The 18,358-nt window shown below is 44.4% G+C and carries 20 protein-coding genes; 11 read left to right on the top strand and 9 right to left on the bottom strand.

Annotation, left to right across the window (positions count from 1 at the left end; all coding sequences use genetic code 11):
• Positions 1-42: 42 nt before the first annotated feature.
• A complete protein-coding gene (locus L2729_RS09745) occupies positions 43-363 on the top strand; it encodes a hypothetical protein (protein ID WP_101089947.1) in 321 nt (106 codons plus the stop codon).
• Between the two features lie 180 nt (positions 364-543).
• Positions 544-1,950 (top strand): AmpG family muropeptide MFS transporter, encoded by a 1,407-nt coding sequence (locus L2729_RS09740; protein ID WP_283104195.1) that lies wholly within the window; start codon positions 544-546, stop codon positions 1,948-1,950.
• 74 nt (positions 1,951-2,024) lie between these two features.
• Here L2729_RS09740 and L2729_RS09735 read toward each other — a convergent pair whose 3' ends face one another.
• Positions 2,025-2,510, bottom strand: a complete 486-nt coding sequence (locus L2729_RS09735) for a YajQ family cyclic di-GMP-binding protein (protein WP_101089946.1) — start codon at positions 2,508-2,510, stop codon at positions 2,025-2,027.
• A 157-nt stretch (positions 2,511-2,667) separates the two neighbouring features.
• Between L2729_RS09735 and L2729_RS09730 the strand changes: the two genes are divergently transcribed.
• From L2729_RS09730 to L2729_RS09710, 5 genes are all read left to right on the top strand, one after another.
• Positions 2,668-3,042 carry a VanZ family protein gene (locus tag L2729_RS09730; protein WP_248988170.1) on the top strand — a complete coding sequence of 125 codons (375 nt, stop codon included), beginning with the start codon at positions 2,668-2,670 and terminating at the stop codon, positions 3,040-3,042.
• 42 nt (positions 3,043-3,084) lie between these two features.
• Positions 3,085-4,107 carry a ketopantoate reductase family protein gene (locus tag L2729_RS09725; RefSeq protein WP_248988090.1) on the top strand — a complete coding sequence of 341 codons (1,023 nt, stop codon included), beginning with the start codon at positions 3,085-3,087 and terminating at the stop codon, positions 4,105-4,107.
• 126 nt (positions 4,108-4,233) lie between these two features.
• Positions 4,234-5,733 carry a sodium-dependent transporter gene (locus L2729_RS09720; protein ID WP_248988089.1) on the top strand — a complete coding sequence of 500 codons (1,500 nt, stop codon included), beginning with the start codon at positions 4,234-4,236 and terminating at the stop codon, positions 5,731-5,733.
• The gene (locus L2729_RS09715; protein WP_248988088.1) at positions 5,730-5,834 is read left to right on the top strand and encodes a methionine/alanine import family NSS transporter small subunit; all 105 of its coding nucleotides are present in this window, start codon (positions 5,730-5,732) and stop codon (positions 5,832-5,834) included. Before L2729_RS09720 ends, L2729_RS09715 begins: the two co-directional genes overlap by 4 nt.
• 79 nt (positions 5,835-5,913) lie before the next feature.
• Entirely contained in the window at positions 5,914-6,612 is a 699-nt protein-coding gene (locus tag L2729_RS09710; protein ID WP_248988087.1) for a phosphatase PAP2 family protein, read from the top strand.
• A gap of 47 nt (positions 6,613-6,659) precedes the next feature.
• Here the strand turns inward: L2729_RS09710 and L2729_RS09705 are convergent, their stop codons facing one another.
• The 5 genes from L2729_RS09705 to L2729_RS09685 all read right to left on the bottom strand — a co-directional run bounded on the left by L2729_RS09705 (position 6,660) and on the right by L2729_RS09685 (position 11,601).
• Positions 6,660-7,535 (bottom strand): DMT family transporter, encoded by an 876-nt coding sequence (locus tag L2729_RS09705; protein WP_248988086.1) that lies wholly within the window; start codon positions 7,533-7,535, stop codon positions 6,660-6,662.
• Positions 7,536-7,800: 265 nt separating this feature from the next.
• Entirely contained in the window at positions 7,801-8,649 is an 849-nt protein-coding gene (gene kdsA / locus L2729_RS09700; RefSeq protein WP_248988085.1) for a 3-deoxy-8-phosphooctulonate synthase, read from the bottom strand.
• Positions 8,650-8,720: 71 nt separating this feature from the next.
• A complete protein-coding gene (locus tag L2729_RS09695) occupies positions 8,721-9,989 on the bottom strand; it encodes a DUF819 family protein (RefSeq protein WP_248988084.1) in 1,269 nt (422 codons plus the stop codon).
• A 428-nt stretch (positions 9,990-10,417) separates the two neighbouring features.
• Positions 10,418-11,197: a transglutaminase family protein gene (locus L2729_RS09690; protein ID WP_248988083.1), complete on the bottom strand. Its 780-nt coding sequence runs from the start codon at positions 11,195-11,197 to the stop codon at positions 10,418-10,420.
• A gap of 8 nt (positions 11,198-11,205) precedes the next feature.
• Positions 11,206-11,601 (bottom strand): SirB2 family protein, encoded by a 396-nt coding sequence (locus L2729_RS09685; protein ID WP_101089937.1) that lies wholly within the window; start codon positions 11,599-11,601, stop codon positions 11,206-11,208.
• Between the two features lie 235 nt (positions 11,602-11,836).
• Here L2729_RS09685 and L2729_RS09680 point away from each other — a divergent pair, with 235 nt between their 5' ends.
• The gene (locus L2729_RS09680) at positions 11,837-12,268 is read left to right on the top strand and encodes a GNAT family N-acetyltransferase (protein WP_248988082.1); all 432 of its coding nucleotides are present in this window, start codon (positions 11,837-11,839) and stop codon (positions 12,266-12,268) included.
• 51 nt (positions 12,269-12,319) lie between these two features.
• On the opposite strand, the gene prmC is transcribed toward L2729_RS09680, so the two are convergent.
• From prmC to hemA, 3 genes are read right to left on the bottom strand one after another with little or no spacing between them, the layout of a single operon-like run.
• Complete coding sequence (gene prmC, locus L2729_RS09675) at positions 12,320-13,162, bottom strand: peptide chain release factor N(5)-glutamine methyltransferase (protein WP_248988081.1); 843 nt, start codon at positions 13,160-13,162, stop codon at positions 12,320-12,322.
• A 46-nt stretch (positions 13,163-13,208) separates the two neighbouring features.
• Complete coding sequence (gene prfA / locus L2729_RS09670; protein WP_248988080.1) at positions 13,209-14,294, bottom strand: peptide chain release factor 1; 1,086 nt, start codon at positions 14,292-14,294, stop codon at positions 13,209-13,211.
• A gap of 13 nt (positions 14,295-14,307) precedes the next feature.
• The gene (gene hemA, locus L2729_RS09665; RefSeq protein WP_248988079.1) at positions 14,308-15,558 is read right to left on the bottom strand and encodes a glutamyl-tRNA reductase; all 1,251 of its coding nucleotides are present in this window, start codon (positions 15,556-15,558) and stop codon (positions 14,308-14,310) included.
• A 269-nt stretch (positions 15,559-15,827) separates the two neighbouring features.
• On the opposite strand from hemA, the gene lolB reads away from it, so the two are divergent.
• The 3 genes from lolB to L2729_RS09650 all read left to right on the top strand — a co-directional run bounded on the left by lolB (position 15,828) and on the right by L2729_RS09650 (position 18,355).
• Positions 15,828-16,493 (top strand): lipoprotein insertase outer membrane protein LolB, encoded by a 666-nt coding sequence (gene lolB / locus L2729_RS09660; protein WP_248988078.1) that lies wholly within the window; start codon positions 15,828-15,830, stop codon positions 16,491-16,493.
• Positions 16,490-17,344, top strand: a complete 855-nt coding sequence (ispE, locus tag L2729_RS09655) for a 4-(cytidine 5'-diphospho)-2-C-methyl-D-erythritol kinase (protein WP_248988077.1) — start codon at positions 16,490-16,492, stop codon at positions 17,342-17,344. Before lolB ends, ispE begins: the two co-directional genes overlap by 4 nt.
• Before the next feature lie 63 nt (positions 17,345-17,407).
• The gene (locus tag L2729_RS09650; RefSeq protein WP_248988076.1) at positions 17,408-18,355 is read left to right on the top strand and encodes a ribose-phosphate pyrophosphokinase; all 948 of its coding nucleotides are present in this window, start codon (positions 17,408-17,410) and stop codon (positions 18,353-18,355) included.
• Positions 18,356-18,358: the final 3 nt, after the last annotated feature.

Below are 18,358 nucleotides of genomic sequence, written 5' to 3'. Positions count from 1 at the left end.
TTAGATCCTATACTTGCTGAGTAAGTAAAAGGAGGCGGTTCAATGACACCAAATGAGTTCATTGATGATAAAGCGCCCCAGCTGGCTTTCTATGGGAAAGCGTTTTTAAGTAATCAACTCGATTTCAATGAAATCCAGCTATATCTATGGGACACCCTAGAAGAATGGCAGATGTATGACCATCAGGGTGATGCGCAAACGGATATGGAACGTGTGTTTTGGCACCTACTGCATTCCTTCGACAAATGGCCCTTTTGGGCTATTAGAGGTAATCAGTTCTTGAGGCAGCAAGTCGATGACTGCTGTGACTATCTCAGTATTGGTGGAGAAATTCCTCAAGGATGTGTAGGCGTTAGACCTTAGTTTCAATCGAAAGCTTTAACTAAAAGCAACACCCAAAGCCCAAACCTCTCGGTTTGGGCTTTTTAGTGAGTCTAATCATTTATTCGTTGCCCCTACCATTAAACCCTTGAACCAAAGCAAACTCACCCGTAAGCTGTTTATACCCTGACTTTTTTAAGCAAGCGTGTGCCTTCAGTGTCAATGACCTCTTATTCTCAGCGCATCAAAAATTCACTCTCGATCTACTGTCATAAACGGGTTCTGATCCTATTACTTTTGGGGTTTTCAGCTGGCTTACCACTGATGTTAGTTTTTTCAACACTCTCTTTTTGGCTAAGAGAAGCGGGAGTAGACCGAACGGCTATCGGTTATTTCAGTTGGATAGCATTAGTATATGGTTTCAAATGGGCATGGTCGCCGCTAGTCGACCGAATGTCATTACCTATATTCACTAAGCTACTTGGCCGGCGCAGAGGCTGGATGATATTCGCTCAACTGATCCTGGTCGTTGCCATTGTAGGCATGAGCCAGAGCGATCCTCTGGTCGATATCGAGAAGCTGGCTGTTTTTGCCTTAATGGTTGCCTTGGCATCTGCAACTCAGGACATTGTTATTGATGCATTCAGAATTGAATCAGCGTCAGAGAAGATGCAAGCAGCGCTAGCCGCTGCTTATCAAGTGGGTTATCGCAGCGCAATGATTATTGCGACCGCAGGTGCATTAACCATCGCCGCCTGGATTGAACCTAATAACGACACCTATAGTTTAGTATCTTGGCAAACAGCCTATTTAGCCATGGCAGGCTTAATGTCTGTCGGTATCATCACCACGCTATTTAGCGATGAACCCAAAGTAGAATCTAAAGAGGCCGATGAGAAAGAAGCTGAGCTTAAGCAACAGTTTTCGATGCGTTACTCGCCAGCAATAGCGGCCACTCTGTCTTGGTTATATACCGCCAGCGTGCTGCCCTTTCTCGACTTCTTTAAACGCTATGGTAAAAGTGCCATCCTAATTCTACTGTTAATATCGACTTATCGGATCTCAGATATTGTGATGGGCGTAATGGCAAACGTATTTTACGTCGACATGGGGTTCTCTAAAGCAGAAATTGCCACACTAAGTAAAGTCTATGGTTTGATCATGACGCTGGTGGGCGCGGGTGCAGGCGGGCTATTAGTGGCTCGGTACGGCACAATGAAAATATTATTTCTCGGCGCATTTTTGGTCGCCACAACCAACTTACTCTTCGCATATCAAGCCGTCATTGGCTACAACGTGCCTTTTTTAACCTTAGCAATCTCGGTCGACAACTTCAGCGGTGGCGTTGCAACGGCAGCCTTTATTGCTTACCTCTCTAGCCTAACCAGTACTGGCTATAGTGCGACGCAATACGCATTACTGTCGTCCATCATGTTGCTATTTCCTAAGTTTGTTGCCGGTTTCTCCGGCGCGTACATAGATGCTTATGACTACGTGAGTTTCTTTGTTGGCGCCAGTCTTATCGGTTTCCCAGTATTAGGCCTGGTGCTGTTGGTGCAAAAGTATGTCCCCGAGACTCAAACGGTGAGCGCTGATGAAAGCACCCAACAAAAAGAGCTCAACAGTTAACGGTGAGCTCTCATTAAATTCATCGACGATCGACACTACCGATTAGCCATCAAAATGGTTAATCGGGACGGTGACTAATCTCGAAAGTTATTAAACTGAAACGGTTGACCAAGATCCGATTCGCGCGCTAGCGCCATAACTGCTTGCAAGTCGTCACGTTTTTTACCGGTAATACGCACCGAGTCACCCTGAATAGAAGATTGCACTTTAAGCTTGCTGTCTTTTATCAGCTTAACCAACTTCTTAGCAATTAATGTTTCGATACCCTCTTTAAACTTCACCTGTAAAGAGAAGGTTTTACCACTATGGATGGCCTTATCAGCAACATCCATCGACTTAGGGTCAACATCACGTTTGCTTAATTGCATACGTAAAATATCCACTAACTGCTTACATTGAAAGTCATCTTCTGCAGATAACGTTACCGCATGGTCTTTATATTCGAAACTGGCTTCTTTGCCGCGAAAATCAAAGCGACCTTGCAATTCACGTATAGAATTGTCCACGGCGTTACGTAATTCGACTTCATTTACTTCAGACACGATATCCATTGAAGGCATGCGCTTGATCCTTAAAATTTGATTTGACCGTATTTTACCCACGAAAAGCGATGACTTGAAGAGGTAATAAAGATTAAATTGATACCAAGCATAGTTATAGGTGACTTTATCGGCCTATTTTTTTATGATGAGGGCAAATGACTCCAGTGTGTATGATGTGATCAACAAACAAAATATCTTCAAGCTCGCGTTAGCAATAACCTTAATGGTCGTTAGTTATTTGGTTTTTTCCAAGCCAAGCTATAACATCAACAGCATTCCTAACTTTGATAAGCTAGGTCATCTCGGCAGCTTTTTTGTTCTATCCTGTCTGACCTATTTTGCCTTTAAACCGAGATGGTATTTACTTGCTGTCGTGTTAGCCGTCTATGCTGTCTTTATCGAGATGGTCCAATCTCAGCTATCTTACCGCAGCGCTTCTGTTGCTGATGTCATCGCCGACATGATGGGTATTGCGCTGTTTTATGTCACGCTATGGCTTTATATAAAGTACTTTAAAGCTGCGAAAATCATCGACGACAGTGTAGGCTGAGCAAAGAAGCTAATCCTGATAATTAAAGAACATAAATCACTGATGATCTTAGCCAACGATTCAACCTCAGCAAATTCGACATTATTAAAGCAGGTCAGCATTGTTGGCGCTGGTGCGATAGGGCAACTGATCTATCACCAGCTAAGCACAGCTGTCTCCGCCAGTAAAATAGCCGTTAACGTCATTAGCAGAGCTGAACATTCCCAATTACAACCGCTCACGTTTACCAGTCTAGACAATACTGAGTCGACACAGACTGCAGAGTTTGTTGGCCTAAATGACTATGCACAGCAATTACCAAAGACTGACCTACTCATTGTTTGTGTCAAAGCATATCAAGTCTGCGCCGCACTCAAAACAATCATCCCCATGCTCAGCGCTGAGTGCCACATCTTACTGTTACACAATGGAATGGGACCGCATTTGGACGTTGCCCAAATGCTCAACGGGCAGAGCCTTAGTCTTGGCACCACCTCTCAAGCAGCATTAAAACAATCGCTGTGGCATACCAAACAAACTGGCAAAGGTGTCACTCAGCTAGGGATTCTTCAACTGCCTAAGCATTTTAAGGCGTTAGAGTCCTCTTCTCAGCAAAAGTCTTCTGCCCAGAAAACATTACCTGAATCACTTAAAAACATACTTTTAACTGCCATACCACAAAGCCAGTGGAGTGAAGATATCTTGACTATGCTCTGGCAAAAGCTGGCAATCAATGTCGCCATTAATCCGCTGACCGCGATCCATAATTGTCAAAATGGTCAGCTTGCACATGAGCAATACAGTGACACCATCATAGCGGCAGTCACTGAGCTGGTAAAAGTCGCAAATGCCGAACATATTTCATTGGAGTTACCTTCAGTGTTAAATCGGGTTTACCAAGTGATCACGCTTACGGCCGACAACTATTCATCGATGCATCAAGATGTGCAGCATCAACGAACCACGGAAATAGACTCCATTAATGGCTTTGTTGTACAGATGGCAAAACTGCATGGTATTGCCACGCCTCAGAACCAGCATCTTGTCGATGAAATTAAGTGTTTAGAGCTGCAATATCACCGCTAGTACCTGTGACTAAGAACATGCTTACATGCCTCTACCCGATATAAAGCAAGATTCTGAATTCAGACTAAAATTAAGCCATGACCCCCAATTTACAATCTAGTAATTGGTAAGAAAAAGGCGCGTTCGATGCAAAGAGAGCAATGGAATTCAAGAACAGGCTTCATTCTTGCCGCTGTAGGCTCAGCCATAGGCTTAGGCAATATCTGGCGTTTCCCCTATATGGCTTATGAAAATGGCGGTGGCGCATTTTTTATCCCTTACCTATTTGCCATGCTCTCAGCGGGTATTCCCTTTATGATTATGGAATTTAGCCTCGGCCATAAATACCGCGGAGCAGCGCCTAAGGTATTCGCCAAGCTAGGCCAAAGTATTGGGTTACGACTCGAATGGTTAGGTTGGTTTCAGGTCTTTATCGCGGCGGTTATTGCCGTTTATTATGTCGCTATTATTGGCTGGGCAATGTCCTACTTAGTGTTCTCGGTCGACCAAAGCTGGGGCACCGACACCAATAGTTTCTTTTTCGACGAATACTTAGCGCTAGGCGATAATTCCCCCACCAAGCTTGGTGATCTACAGTTCCACATTGCAATACCGATGACGGTCGCCTGGTCAATAACCACTCTGGCAGTTTATTCAGGTGTGAAAGCCGGCATTGAACGCGCCAGTAAAATCATGATGCCTTTGCTATTTATCATGGTGTTAGTGCTTATTGGTAGGATCGTTATGTTGCCCGGCGCTTTAGATGGGCTCAACTACTTGTTTAGGCCTGACTTTAGTAAAATTCTCGATGCTAAAGTATGGTCAGCCGCTTACGGACAGATATTCTTCACCCTCAGTGTTGGCTTTGCCATCATGTTGGCCTACTCCAGTTATTTGCCAGAAAAATCCGATATCAACAACAATGCCTTTATGACCGTACTGATCAATTGTGGTTTCTCTATACTCGGTGGGATCATGATTTTTGCAGTATTGGGTTATATGGCTGCTGAACAATCGAAACCGATCACCGAAGTGGTCTCCTCTGGGGTAGGACTGGCTTTTGTCACCATTCCTGCAGCAATCAACTTATTACCAATACCTTATATTCTCGGGCCATTGTTCTTTCTAGCCTTAGTGGTTGCAGGGCTTAGCTCGCATATATCGATAATTGAAGCCGTGGTATCCGCGGTTATTGATAAAATCACTATTTCAAGAAAAAAAGCAGCGTTATTAGTTTGTGGCCTAGGTTATATCACCTCACTTGCATTCTCCAGTAATGGCGGCTTACTGCTACTGGATCTGGTGGACTACTTCATCAATAACGTTGCACTGCTGACCAGTTGTTTGATTGAGCTACTGATCATGGGCTGGCTGTTCAAACTGGCAGATGTCAGAGATTATGTTAATCGCAGTAGCGAGTTTAGCGTAGGTAAGTGGCTTATCGTCTGCTTACGCTTTGTTAGCCCTATTATGTTGGCAGGGATCCTGGTCAAAAACCTCATTAATACTATTCAAAATGGCTATGGCGACTACCCCGTTGTCGATCAGTTACTTTTAGGCTGGGGTCTTATCGCACTGATGCTTTTTTGTGCCATTTTTATCGGCCTAGTGTCGAATCAACACCTACCACAGGAGCGTAAACCATGAGCACTGGAGCAATCATTATGATGGTACTAGCACTGGCCATCACTTGGGGCGGCGCAGCAATCTGTATTTCTATTGCGATGAAAAAATCACAAAAAAAATAGCTTATTGGCAAACTACTTGTGCTTGGCTTTATCAGTCTCTAAACTCTTATTATCTAGAATACCGATTGCTAAGCCATTGATGAATAAGCCAACAGTTTCAATTAAAATGCCTTTACTTGCGCCTGATGTCACATCATCAATCAGCATGCGCACCAGCATATGGCTGTACCTTTGCGCCATCACGCTGACGTTATTCTGTGTGCTATTTCTCGATCGCGGCATTGCCAGTTGGATGCATCAATATAGTCATGCCAGTTACATTTTTAAACCCTTGAGTCAAATGCCGCTACTGTTTGAAATATTATCCGCCTTGGTGCTTATCTGCTGCGTTACCCTCAAAGGCCGAGAAAAGTTTGCCTCGCTCGCACTCACCCTCGCGATTACCTTAATCATGGCCAGTGCCGTTCGTGTGAGTGCTAAGTTTGTCTTTGGTCGTACTTGGCCTGAAACTTGGGTCCATACCGCAACGGGGAGCAACCCATCCTGGATTACCCATGGTGTAGAGGGGTTCCACCCATTTGCCCAAGGACTCGCTTACAACTCCTTTCCCTCTGGGCATGCCCTTTTTACCTTCGCACTAGTGAGCGTATTTTGGTGGCGGTTTCCACGTTTAAAAGGGATTTGGATAATCGCTATGTTAGGGGCCGTAGCTGGACAAGTCGGCCAGAACTACCATTTCTTAGGTGATTTACTTGCAGGGGCAATCTTCGGAGTACTAGCAGCTCACATATCGATTAATATAAGCCGCTATCTATTGCATAGATATCAGGCTGATTAGTTACCCTAAGAGCTGAATTAACAGCCTCGCGGTATTGAAGCTCAGCATTAGCCCCACATCACCAAAATCGCCGCAATTGCGATCATCAGTAACGCCAGCATGTCTTTAATGTTCACTTTATCTTTAAGCCAAAATATGGCAATAAGTAACGTAAAAAACACTTCGACTTGCCCTAGTGTTTTAACGTAAGGAACCGCTTGCAAAGACATGGCGCTAAACCAACCGATAGAGCCTAAGCAACTTGTCGTGCTAGTCAGTATTGTCAATTTAGGGCGTTTGAGGATGCTATCGAGTGCATTTCTATCAACTAGGTATGAATACAGCACTAAAACCAACGTCTGTATCGCAATAACAAATAACAATACCCACGCAGCCCGGTGTGGGAAGGGAAGATCTAAACTTAGGCTAGCTTCACGCACCCAAAGGGACGTGAGCGCAAACGCCGTTCCACACGCAAGCCCAAGCAAAGCGGTTGAAAATGACAGCTGTTTCAGCCCGTCTCTGCTACTCATCATAAAGACCGCAGCTCCGCCTATCGCCACGCCTATCCAGCCAAGCAGTGACAGTTCAGTCCCAAAAAATATCACCCCTAATATTGCTGCAACAAGCGCCTCACTTTTTGCCAGTCCGGCGCCGACGGCAAAGTTCTTCATCTTAAACAGCTTTACCATTAACGCTGTCGCCAAAATCTGCATTGCCGCTGCACCGAGAACATACAGACTAAATTTAGGCGTGATATAGGGTAATCCCATCGGTTGCCACCAATACAGACCGCCTAAGTACAACATGGCAATTGGCGTTGCCCAGATAAACCGAGCCAGTGTAACCCCGGCAATATTGACCTCTTGGCTAAGCTTACTCTGAAAGGCATTGCGCCATGCCTGCATCGACGCTGCAAGCAAGGTAAATAAAATCCATGTCATCTGTAATTAGCACACCTAAGGTCATCGAATGGGGAAGCTACATAGCGGCATAGTATGCCGTTAGATTAGGTATTAATCTCAACTAACGGTAAATAGTGAATATTTGTTTTGATGATATAAAAACTGCTTCTCAGCTTTTATCATCTATACCTGACAAAGGTTAATTACTGATAGCATTTAACTAGAGTCGATACTTTAGGACTGAAAATAAAAAAGCCCTGTCCGGAGACAGGGCTTTATCAGCAATCAAGCAGTAAGCGAGCGTTTACTTGCTCGTATCGATTGGCTCAAATGACTTAACAAGATCATCCACCGCTTTCATCTGCGTTAAATAGCTTTCTAACAGATGTAATGGCAACGCACATGGGCCGTCGCACTTGGCATTATCTGGATCTGGATGCGCTTCAATAAATAAACCAGCCAATCCTAATGCCATACCGCTGCGAGCAAGCTCTGTTGCTTGAGCGCGGCGTCCACCAGCACTATCGCTGCGTCCGCCAGGCTGTTGTAATGCATGAGTAGCATCAAAAATTACTGGGTAACCAGATTGCTTCATCTCATCCATGCCCAACATATCAACTACTAGGTTGTTATAGCCAAAGCTAGAACCACGCTCACACAAAATGATCTCGTCATTACCCGCTTCGTTAAACTTAGTGATGATATGACGCATTTCATGCGGAGCCAAAAACTGTGGCTTCTTCACATTGATGATCGCGCCGGTTTGAGCCATAGCAACAACCAGATCTGTTTGACGTGCTAAGAATGCAGGCAGCTGAATAATATCAACAACTTCAGCTACTGGTGCACACTGAGATACTTCATGCACGTCGGTGATCAAAGGGAGGTTAAAGGTTGATTTTATCTCTTCAAAAATCTTTAGTCCTTCTTCCATACCTGGGCCACGGTAAGAGTTAACCGAAGAGCGATTGGCCTTATCAAATGACGCTTTAAATACGTAAGGGATCCCCAGTTTCTGAGTCACTTCCGCGTAAGTCTCAGCAATCTTCATTGCAAGATCGCGGGACTCAAGCACATTCATACCACCAAACAACACAAAAGGTTTGTCATTTGCGATTTCAATCGAACCTAAACCAATGGTTTTATTGCTCATCAATCTCTTCTCTCTTCGTGAGCCAAGACGTTTGCCCTGGCGTTATTCAACATAATTTATTACAGGCTAAGCTAGGTCGCAACTATTTGCAGAATTTGACCACACATCCACGCCATATAAGTGCCTAAAGCATAGCCCAACACAGCCAGAAGCACACCAACAGGCGCTAGCGCTGGGTGGAACGCTGCAGCAACCACTGGCGCAGATGCAGCGCCACCGACATTAGCCTGACTGCCCACCGCCATATAAAACAGCGGCGCTTTAATCAGTTTGGCGACAATGAGCATAAAGCTTGCGTGCACCGTCATCCAAATAATACCTATCGCAAAGTACCATAAATTTTCGACATCAAATAGCTTAGACACGTCCATATGTAAACCAATGGTCGCGACCAAAATATACAAGAAAACAGTCGCTACTTTTGACGCGCCAGCCGCTTCTAAATGACGTACAGGGCTGAACGACATTGCTAAGCCGATGGTGGTTACCGTGACGATTAACCAAAAGAATTTAGAGGTTAAACTATAATCGCGTGTCCAAGGGTAGTTGGCTTCAAAAAATGGGCCTAAGAAGTCGGCAAATAAATGTGCTAGGCCGGTGATACCAAAACCCACGGCTGCAATCATCATTAAGTCATTTAGACTTGGAATGCGTGAATTTTCAGCGTGGTATTTTTCAACTTTATCCTTCAATGCTTCTAAGGCCGTAGTGTCAGCCCCTGTTCTTGCATCAATCTCTTTGGCTTTTGACGCCATAAACAGCAATACTGCCATCCAAATATTGGCCACAATAACATCGACGGTCACCATGATAGAGAAAATCTCACCACCGGCTTCGTAGATCTCTTTCATTGCCGCCTGATTCGCTCCGCCACCAATCCAGCTACCCGCAAGCGTTGTCATACCACGCCATACAGCCTCAGGGCCAGTCACGCCTAAGACGTCAGGATTGATGCTAGAGATGATTAATAAGGCAATAGGGCCGCCAATCACGATCCCGACTGTACCGGTCAAAAACATGATAATGGCTTTCGGGCCGAGTGACAGAATCGCTTTAAGGTCAACACTCAAAATCAGCAGTACTAAACAAGCGGGCAGTAAATAACGTGATGCGACGAAATACAGTTGAGAAGTATCACCATCGATTATATTAAATGTGTTTAGCAATGATGGTAAAAAATAACACATCAATAAGGCGGGAATGAACTTATAAAACTTCTTCCAAAAAGGGTGACTACTGTTGCTGGTATAAAAAACAAAACCCAACACAACGGCGAGTATGCCTAGCGCTGTCGCATCATTTGTCACTAATGCGCTGGTTACCGAAGCGGAACTACTCATTGATCCTATCTCCCTGATAGTGGCTGTACTTTCTAATAACAGTACTTTGCCTAGTTATTATTATTGTTGTTGTTCAATTTGTTGTTTCATTAATGGCGCATTAGTGCGCTCTAATACTAATGATTGCTTTACTAAAAAAGGGCCGTTAGGCCCTTATACCCGTTCTACTCCAAGATGCTTGACTTCAGTGGGAGTTAAAAGTGGTTTATACAAGGCTTTGACCGCAGTGCAATAGCGAGTCTATTGTCAAGGTCAGTAACGCAGTATAAATCACTTTTAAACCCACCCAACGGAAGCGCCTGAGCGACTCCACTTCTGTGTTGCATTGTCTTATAAGGGAATCACCATTATTACAACAATGCGCCTTGAGTTGAATTCGCTCAATCTGCTCTGAAACAAGCACTTTGAAGTAGAACGGTTATATACACTTAATGGAACGTTTCAACGTCCTCTTTAAGTTCTTTCAATTGCATCTTCACCAGTTCAATAACCGGATCATGTGGACTGTTATCGACAAAATGCTTTAAGTCAGCCGTTGCAACGCTGATACACCCCAACTGCTGGGCGATAAAAGCCCGTTCACGATTGAGATTAAGATCTTCTGCGTGCCATTGAAGCAGTAAATTACAGCACTCCATCGCTGGCTCAAATTTATGCGCAACAATACTGCCCGCTTTCATCTCATGGATCATGCGTGACACTAGACGCTTGACTGAAGCTGGCTTTAAGTAACTCGGCTTTAATGCTGCCGCATTACCAAGCTCACCGCGCACCAATATATGCAACTGGTGCTTGCTAAACTCATTACCGCTTAAAGGATCGATATAACGAATCTCGTCATCAATCTGGCTAAGCAGTACAGTTTGCCCCGGCAAAAGTATCGGTTCAAGTTTCAGGTCTAACTGCTTTGCGAGTAGCATTAACACTGTTGCCAGTGTGGTGCTATTACCTTGCTTTGACGTCATACATTTACCGAGATCTGCCGCCTCAGCGCTGTAATAATCTTCGCGAGGACAAAAACCCAAGTCATTATAAAACCAATTGAGTAACCCAGCTAAACGTTCATGACGATCGACAACATAAAAACTCAGCACCGAACCCGCAAGTTCAAGCCAAGCCCAGTTAGCATTCTTAGCTTTTGAAAAGCCAAGATGCTCAGCAACTTCAAAAGCCGTTTCGGGTAATTTAATTGAATCGTTAAGTTTCAAGTCAGTCTTCAACCTAACAACATTGCTTGCTTAAATACCGCGAGTTTAGCAGCATAAAACACCCAACCTAAAGCACCTAATGCAGCAAATACTTTAAATAATTTATTACGATCGGCTTTAAGCGCGATGGTCGCAAGTGCTATGTAAGCAACGACAGCACCGAGTTTCTCGGTCATCCAAGTATCAACAAATGGATACTGCTTAATCGAGAAGCACAAGATCAATCCAGACAAAAGCAAGAAGGTATCGATAACATGAGGCGCTATCTTAATGAATTTTTTGTCCATTATCGGAGACTGACGTAAATGAAGAGAAAAACGCACAATAAAAAACAACACGCTTAACGCAACAAATGTCATGTGAGTATGCTTAAACACAGGGTACAAACTATAGAACGTTTCCATGATTTTAGGTCTTTTGGCCGACAAAGGCGCTAGTGTACCCGATCCCCTTAACCATAACCAATATCAGACAATGGTATCCTGATGAAGTGCGTGAAATTTAGCCATTACTAGCGTCGTTTTTTACAATTGCTTAGCTTAATCAGCAGCGAGTATGAATATTCTTTACCCCTTTCTTTATTTTTAGCTCACGGTTCATATATTATGTCCCAATAAAATCATTAGGATCACTAAACCAATGAGTCAATTTGTCTTTGATGACAGCAACACATTTGCCCAAGCGGTAAAAGACAAAATTGCAGAGTTTAATTGGCAACACTGGGAAGTATCAGAAAGGTTGCCGCTAGGATTAAAACTGCAGAGTGAAACCGGTGAGCTTCTAGCGGGTTTTTCAGGAAGAACCTTTGGCAACTGGCTAATGATTGACAACTTATGGGTATCGGAGAGCTTACGAGGGCAACAGATCGGCCATAAACTGCTTGCTGAAGCAGAGAGTATTGCGCTGTCGAGAGGTTGTAAATGTGCCATGCTTGATACGCTAGACTTTCAGGCCAAACCTTTTTATGAAGCCAGAGGTTATGACGTTAAGTGGACACAATTGGCTTACCCAGAAACAGGCTGTAAATACTTCATGGTTAAAGCCTTATCGTCATCTTATTTAGGGGTGTAGATACAAAAAAGACACTTTAAAAGTGCCTTTACAATCAGTAATAATGACTCGCTATCTAGGCCAACGACCTAACGTACAGCGATCGTTACTGCCAAAGTCGCGCACCGTGGCCACATTTTCATAGCCTAGCTCAATCAACTTATCTCTAAGCTCAATAGCTTGCTGATAACCATGTTCAAGTAATAAATAACCGCCTGGCGCTAGGTAATCACGCGCACAATCAGCAATATGAAACAAGTCGGCAAAGCCTTTTAACGGCGCAGTTAAGGCACTTTTCGGCTCAAAACGTACATCGCCTTGAGAAAGATGTTCATCTTCTTCGTCAATATAGGGCGGGTTAGACACGATCAAGTTAAAGTCATAGCACTCGACTGAATCAAACCAATCACTTTGGAACACATCGACTTGTTCAAGCTTTAAGTTAATACGGTTTTCAATCGCCAGTGCTACTGCCTCGTCGACTTTATCAATCGCACACACCTTCCACTCGTTACGCTCATGCGCTAACGATAATGCGATTGCCCCCGTTCCCGTGCCTAAATCTAATACCCGCGCATTTGCAGCGAGAGGTAAGTTTAGTGCCGTTTCAACTAATATTTCAGTATCAGGTCTGGGGATTAAAGTGGTGGCATTGACTCTAAACGGCAGAGACCAAAACTCCCGTTCACCCACGATATGAGCGATCGGATTACCTCTAAGGCGCTTAGCAAGCATCTGCTTAAACTCAGAGATATGCGCTGAGCCCAAGCTTTTTTCTGGCCAAGTGTAGATGTAGCTACGCGGCTTATTGATGACGTGAAGCAGCATCACCTCAGCGTCAAGTGACGCTGAATCGGATATGGTTTCTAACTGAGAAGAGGCCCATTTAAGGGCCTCAGATATAGTCAATTGCAAGGAATGTCCTTATTCGAAGGTTCAAGCTAACTCAATAGGTCTTGAGTTAGTTGTCACCCAGAGCTGCAAGCATATCGGCTTGATTCTCTAGGATTAGCGGTTCAAGAACCACATCCAAATCACCTTCCATAAACTCATTTAAGCGGTAAAGAGTTAGGTTGATTCGATGTTCACTCACTCGACCTTGAGGGAAGTTATAAGTACGAATACGCTCAGAGCGGTCACCACTACCTACTAAATTACGGCGGGTACTTTCTTCTGAGCTACGACGCTTTTCATCTTCTACAGCTTGGATACGGGCTGTAAGCACACTCATCGCTTGAGCACGGTTCTTATGCTGTGAGCGCTGATCTTGACACTCGACCACAATACCTGATGGGATGTGCGTAAGACGGATAGCCGAATCTGTTTTGTTGACGTGCTGTCCACCGGCGCCCGATGCTCTAAAAGTATCGACTTTCAGATCGCCCTTATTAATTTCAATAGCTTCTGATTCAGGAACTTCAGGCAAAACAACAACGGTACATGCTGAGGTGTGCACGCGGCCTTGAGATTCAGTTTCTGGTACACGTTGAACACGGTGTCCGCCAGACTCAAACTTCAATTGTCCGTATACACCATCGCCGCTGATTTTAGCGATAACCTCTTTAAAGCCACCATGATCGCCTTCGTTAGTGTTCATCACTTCTAACTGCCAGCGTTTACTTTCAACGTATTTGCTGTACATACGGAACAGATCGCCGGCAAAAATAGCCGCTTCATCGCCACCCGCACCTGCACGGATCTCAATAAAGCAGTTGTTATCATCATTAGGATCTTTTGGTAGCAATAGAATTTGCAGTTCATCTTCAAGCGATGCTATTGCTGCTTTAGCAATTTTAAACTCTTCCTGAGCCATCTCTTTAAGTTCAGCATCATCCTCTTCCATCATCTCTTTAGCTGACTCGAGATCTTCCTCGGCCTGCTGAAAAGATTTAAAGGTACTGACAACATCCTCTAATTGAGAATATTCTTTAGACAAGGCGCGAAAACGCTCCTGATCGGCAATAACACCTGCATCGCTCAGTAGCGCCAACACTTCTTCATTACGTTCAAGCAAGCCTTCAAGCTTGCGAATCACACTGTCCTTCATTAAAACGCTAACCTTAGTCTTTATCTAATCCGAGCACGGTTCTTAATTGTCCAAGAGAATTGAGATCCCCTCGGCGACTCGCAGCAGTAAGCGCTTGGGTCGGGGCATGGATCAATTTATTGGTCAGCTTATTGGCAAGCTCTAGCAACACTTGTTCGCTATTACCGCCTTGGGCCAATTTATTGACCGCTCGCTCTACCAGCTCATCTTTTATCGCCATACTCTGACTGCGATATTCACGGATACTGTCAACCGACTCTAATGAGCGGATCCATTCCATAAATTGATAAGATTGATCGTCTGCAATTAATTCTGCTTGCTCGGCAGCTTCTCTTCGAGAAGCCATATTCTGTTCAATGATGCTTTGCAGGTCATCTACGGTGTATAGGAACGCATCATCCAGATCCGCTACTTCGGCCTCAATATCTCGAGGAACTGCTATATCTACCAACAACATAGGCTGATGACGACGCTGCTTAAGCGCTTTTTCTACCATGCCTTTACCAATGATCGGTAATGGGCTAGCCGTAGAGGATATCACGATATCGGCCTTAGGGAGAAAATCAGGGATCTGTTCTAACGTAATTGCTGTCGCGCCAAACTCATCACACATAGCTTCAGCACGTGAAAGGGTTCGGTTTGCAACGACCATGGTCTTTACACCATTATCTTTTAAATGACGGGCGACCAACTCTATCGTCTCACCCGCGCCAACCAATAATACTTGGGTGGTGCTTAAAGAGGAGAAGATATGTTTTGCCATGCTAACCGCAGCAAATGCAACGGATACCGCTGCGGCACCGATTTCTGTTTCAGTACGAATTTTCTTAGCAACAGAAAAAGTATTTTGAAATAAGCGGTCCATTGTGGCTGCAACGGTGCCAGCTTCTTTTGCTTTCACAAAAGATTGTTTAACTTGCCCTAGGATTTGAGGTTCACCTAGGATCAGCGAGTCTAGTCCTGCAGAGACACGCATCAAATGTTTAACCGCTTCCTGATCTTTATACTGATACAGGCAGGGCTCTACATCTGCATGAGAAAGTTGATGATATTCTTCCAACCACCGCACAACATCGGCCTCTTCACCGTTATTACAGTAAAGTTCAGTCCGATTACAGGTGGAAATAATGACGGCTTCACCCGACTGAGTGTGCGACGCTAGACTCTTCATGGCCTCATGAATTTTGTCTGGCGAAAATGCAACTTTCTCACGAAGGTCGACCGTGGCCGTTTTATGATTTATTCCGATTGCTACAAGGCTCATTTGATTATTTCTGGACTCTTGGGCATCTTATTTATGGGTGCCATTCTACTGAATTAGATTTGTTAAAAACAGAATATGCTTAACAAAACCGAATAATAATCTCTGTTCTTACCCATTTTTTCTATTAGCATCACTTTTTTCACTATTTTTACATAGAGATGACACTCATTTACGCTGATGTTCATTGTATAAATGGTTATTTTTACATATGGGCATTGGTAATTTATCTAACCCCTCGTATCATAAGGGCTCTTTTATATCAGTAATAGATGAATAATTTGAGCAGCTTCACAAAAAACACTTATGCATGGGTGATATTGAGCTTTATTTTCATTAGCGGTTGCTCAACTACCATACCAGACAACTTAGTACCCGTCTCTGTCGACCAAGTCGAACAAGCCCAGGCGTGGGAAATGCAGGGCAAGTTAGCGGTGCGCACCGCCGATGATAAATTTAGTACCAATCTATATTGGTTGCATACCCCATTCTCTAATGAGTTAAAACTCACCACCATGCTAGGCACGACAGTGTTAAGTTTAACCAGCACTATGGGCAATACAGTACTAGAACTCGATGGCAAGACCTACACCGACACTGACGCTCAACGCTTACTCACTCGGATCACCGGTTGGACCATCCCCATAGATGCCTTACCACTTTGGATAACCGGTCAGCTCAGTAGTGGCGATGAAATTATTAGCCAAGATGCGCTAAACCGTCCGCTGAGCCTCGTTAATGCCACCCAGCCTCCCCCTTGGAAGGTCGACTTTAAGAGTTGGCAAACCCAGAGTGGTGCCGAGCTACCTCGACTACTGGATTTAAAACGAAATGACATTCAACTTAAAATACAGATAAACCAATGGCAAGCACTCGCAGCAGAAAATGCCCCCGCGACCAATCGTTCACAACAACACTCAAGTGAGCCCTCGTTATGACCGCCCCACTGTCTTTGGGTTGGCCCGCGCCAGCCAAGCTCAACCTTTTTTTACACATCAACGGTCGCCGCGATGATGGTTACCATGAATTACAAACTCTGTTCCAATTTGTAGCGCATTGTGATTACCTCGATTTTAAAGTTACTAATAAAACGACCTTGATATTGCATTCAAATATGTCGGATGTTGTCGCGGATAGCGATAACTTAATTCTGCGAGCCGCAAAATCGTTACAAGAGCACACCCAATGTCAGCAAGGTGCCGAGATTTGGTTAGATAAACGCTTACCAATGGGAGGGGGTTTAGGCGGTGGTTCATCTGATGCTGCAACCACATTAGTGGCGCTAAATACACTTTGGAGAACCGGTTTATCCGCTAAGGAGTTAGCAAGAATAGGCTTAACACTGGGAGCCGATGTGCCTGTTTTTATTAATGGTTTATCTGCTTTTGCCGAAGGTGTTGGTGAACAATTGCAAGACGTCAGCCCGAGTGAGCCTTGGTACCTTGTTTTAGTACCCGATGTGCATGTATCTACCGCCGAAGTGTTTCAAGATCCTGAACTCCCCCGCAACACGCCTAAGCTCACACTTGAGTCTTTAATGGCCAATCCTTGGCATAATGACTGCCAAGAGTTGGTCGCAAAACGTTACCCTCAAGTTGCCAAGACCTTAGCGTGGCTGCTAGAATATGCGCCGTCAAGAATGACTGGAACAGGAGCATGTGTTTTCGGTCAATTCGAGCAAGAGCAACAAGCTAAAGATGTCTTGGCGAAGCTGCCAGCATCGATAAATGGCTTTGTCGCTAAGGGAACAAATAAGTCACCGTTAATGCAGAGATTAGCTCAGTGTTAACGACATCTGGGATATCTTTTCTGTCCCAGCCACAATCATGAAGCATACGCCTGAGGTTCTACAGTGCCTGACATTAAACTTTTTGCCGGTAACGCAACACCTACTCTCGCTAAGAAGATAGCCGATCGTCTATTTTGTAAACTTGGAGACGCAGATGTAGGCGTTTTCAGTGATGGCGAAATCAGTGTCCAGATTAATGAAAATGTACGTGGTGCGGATGTATTCATCATTCAATCTACTTGTGCTCCGACTAACGATAACTTAATGGAACTGATCGTTATGGTTGATGCGCTTCGTCGTGCATCTGCTGGTCGTATTACAGCCGTTATCCCTTACTTCGGTTATGCACGTCAAGACCGTCGTGTGCGTAGCGCTCGTGTACCTATTACCGCTAAAGTTGTTGCCGATTTCCTATCAAGCGTGGGCGTTGACCGCGTATTGACTTGTGACCTGCACGCTGAGCAAATTCAAGGTTTCTTCGATGTTCCCGTTGATAACGTTTTCGGTAGCCCTGTGTTGCTTGAAGATATGTTAGCTAAGAACCTAGACAACCCTGTGGTTGTTTCACCTGATATCGGTGGCGTTGTACGTGCTCGTGCAATCGCAAAGTTACTTGATGATTCAGATCTAGCGATCATCGATAAACGTCGTCCAAAAGCAAACGTTTCACAAGTGATGCATATCATTGGCGATGTTCAAGGCCGTGATTGCATTATCGTTGATGACATGATTGATACTGGCGGTACACTTTGTAAAGCGGCTGAAGCGCTTAAAGAACACGGTGCAAACCGCGTTTTTGCTTATGCCACTCACCCAGTTTTCTCAGGTAATGCAGCGAAGAATATCTTAGAATCAGTCATTGATGAAGTGATTGTGACAGACACTATCCCATTGAGCCCTGAAATAGCGGCACTTGAGAAAGTCACTCAGTTAACAATGTCTACTGTTATGGCTGAAGCGATTCGTCGCGTAAGCAACGAAGAGTCTATTTCGGCAATGTTTAAGCACTAATCA

It is taken from the genome of Shewanella gelidimarina, assembly GCF_023283945.1.
Lineage (GTDB): Bacteria > Pseudomonadota > Gammaproteobacteria > Enterobacterales > Shewanellaceae > Shewanella > Shewanella gelidimarina.
Note: the sequence above shows the minus strand (reverse complement) of the source record. Positions and strands in the feature narration are given on the sequence as shown.

Coding starts and splice junctions, on each gene's coding strand:
- L2729_RS09725 (WP_248988090.1), top strand. CDS start 3,085: ATGATCTTAGCCAACGATTCAACCTCAGCAAATTCGACATTATTAAAG.
- L2729_RS09715 (WP_248988088.1), top strand. CDS start 5,730: ATGAGCACTGGAGCAATCATTATGATGGTACTAGCACTGGCCATCACT.
- L2729_RS09740 (WP_283104195.1), top strand. CDS start 544: ATGACCTCTTATTCTCAGCGCATCAAAAATTCACTCTCGATCTACTGT.
- L2729_RS09735 (WP_101089946.1), bottom strand. CDS start 2,510: ATGCCTTCAATGGATATCGTGTCTGAAGTAAATGAAGTCGAATTACGT.
- L2729_RS09680 (WP_248988082.1), top strand. CDS start 11,837: ATGAGTCAATTTGTCTTTGATGACAGCAACACATTTGCCCAAGCGGTA.
- L2729_RS09695 (WP_248988084.1), bottom strand. CDS start 9,989: ATGAGTAGTTCCGCTTCGGTAACCAGCGCATTAGTGACAAATGATGCG.
- ispE (WP_248988077.1), top strand. CDS start 16,490: ATGACCGCCCCACTGTCTTTGGGTTGGCCCGCGCCAGCCAAGCTCAAC.
- hemA (WP_248988079.1), bottom strand. CDS start 15,558: ATGAGCCTTGTAGCAATCGGAATAAATCATAAAACGGCCACGGTCGAC.
- L2729_RS09705 (WP_248988086.1), bottom strand. CDS start 7,535: ATGACATGGATTTTATTTACCTTGCTTGCAGCGTCGATGCAGGCATGG.
- L2729_RS09685 (WP_101089937.1), bottom strand. CDS start 11,601: ATGGAAACGTTCTATAGTTTGTACCCTGTGTTTAAGCATACTCACATG.
- prfA (WP_248988080.1), bottom strand. CDS start 14,294: ATGAAGGACAGTGTGATTCGCAAGCTTGAAGGCTTGCTTGAACGTAAT.
- L2729_RS09745 (WP_101089947.1), top strand. CDS start 43: ATGACACCAAATGAGTTCATTGATGATAAAGCGCCCCAGCTGGCTTTC.
- lolB (WP_248988078.1), top strand. CDS start 15,828: ATGAATAATTTGAGCAGCTTCACAAAAAACACTTATGCATGGGTGATA.
- kdsA (WP_248988085.1), bottom strand. CDS start 8,649: ATGAGCAATAAAACCATTGGTTTAGGTTCGATTGAAATCGCAAATGAC.
- L2729_RS09720 (WP_248988089.1), top strand. CDS start 4,234: ATGCAAAGAGAGCAATGGAATTCAAGAACAGGCTTCATTCTTGCCGCT.
- L2729_RS09710 (WP_248988087.1), top strand. CDS start 5,914: ATGAATAAGCCAACAGTTTCAATTAAAATGCCTTTACTTGCGCCTGAT.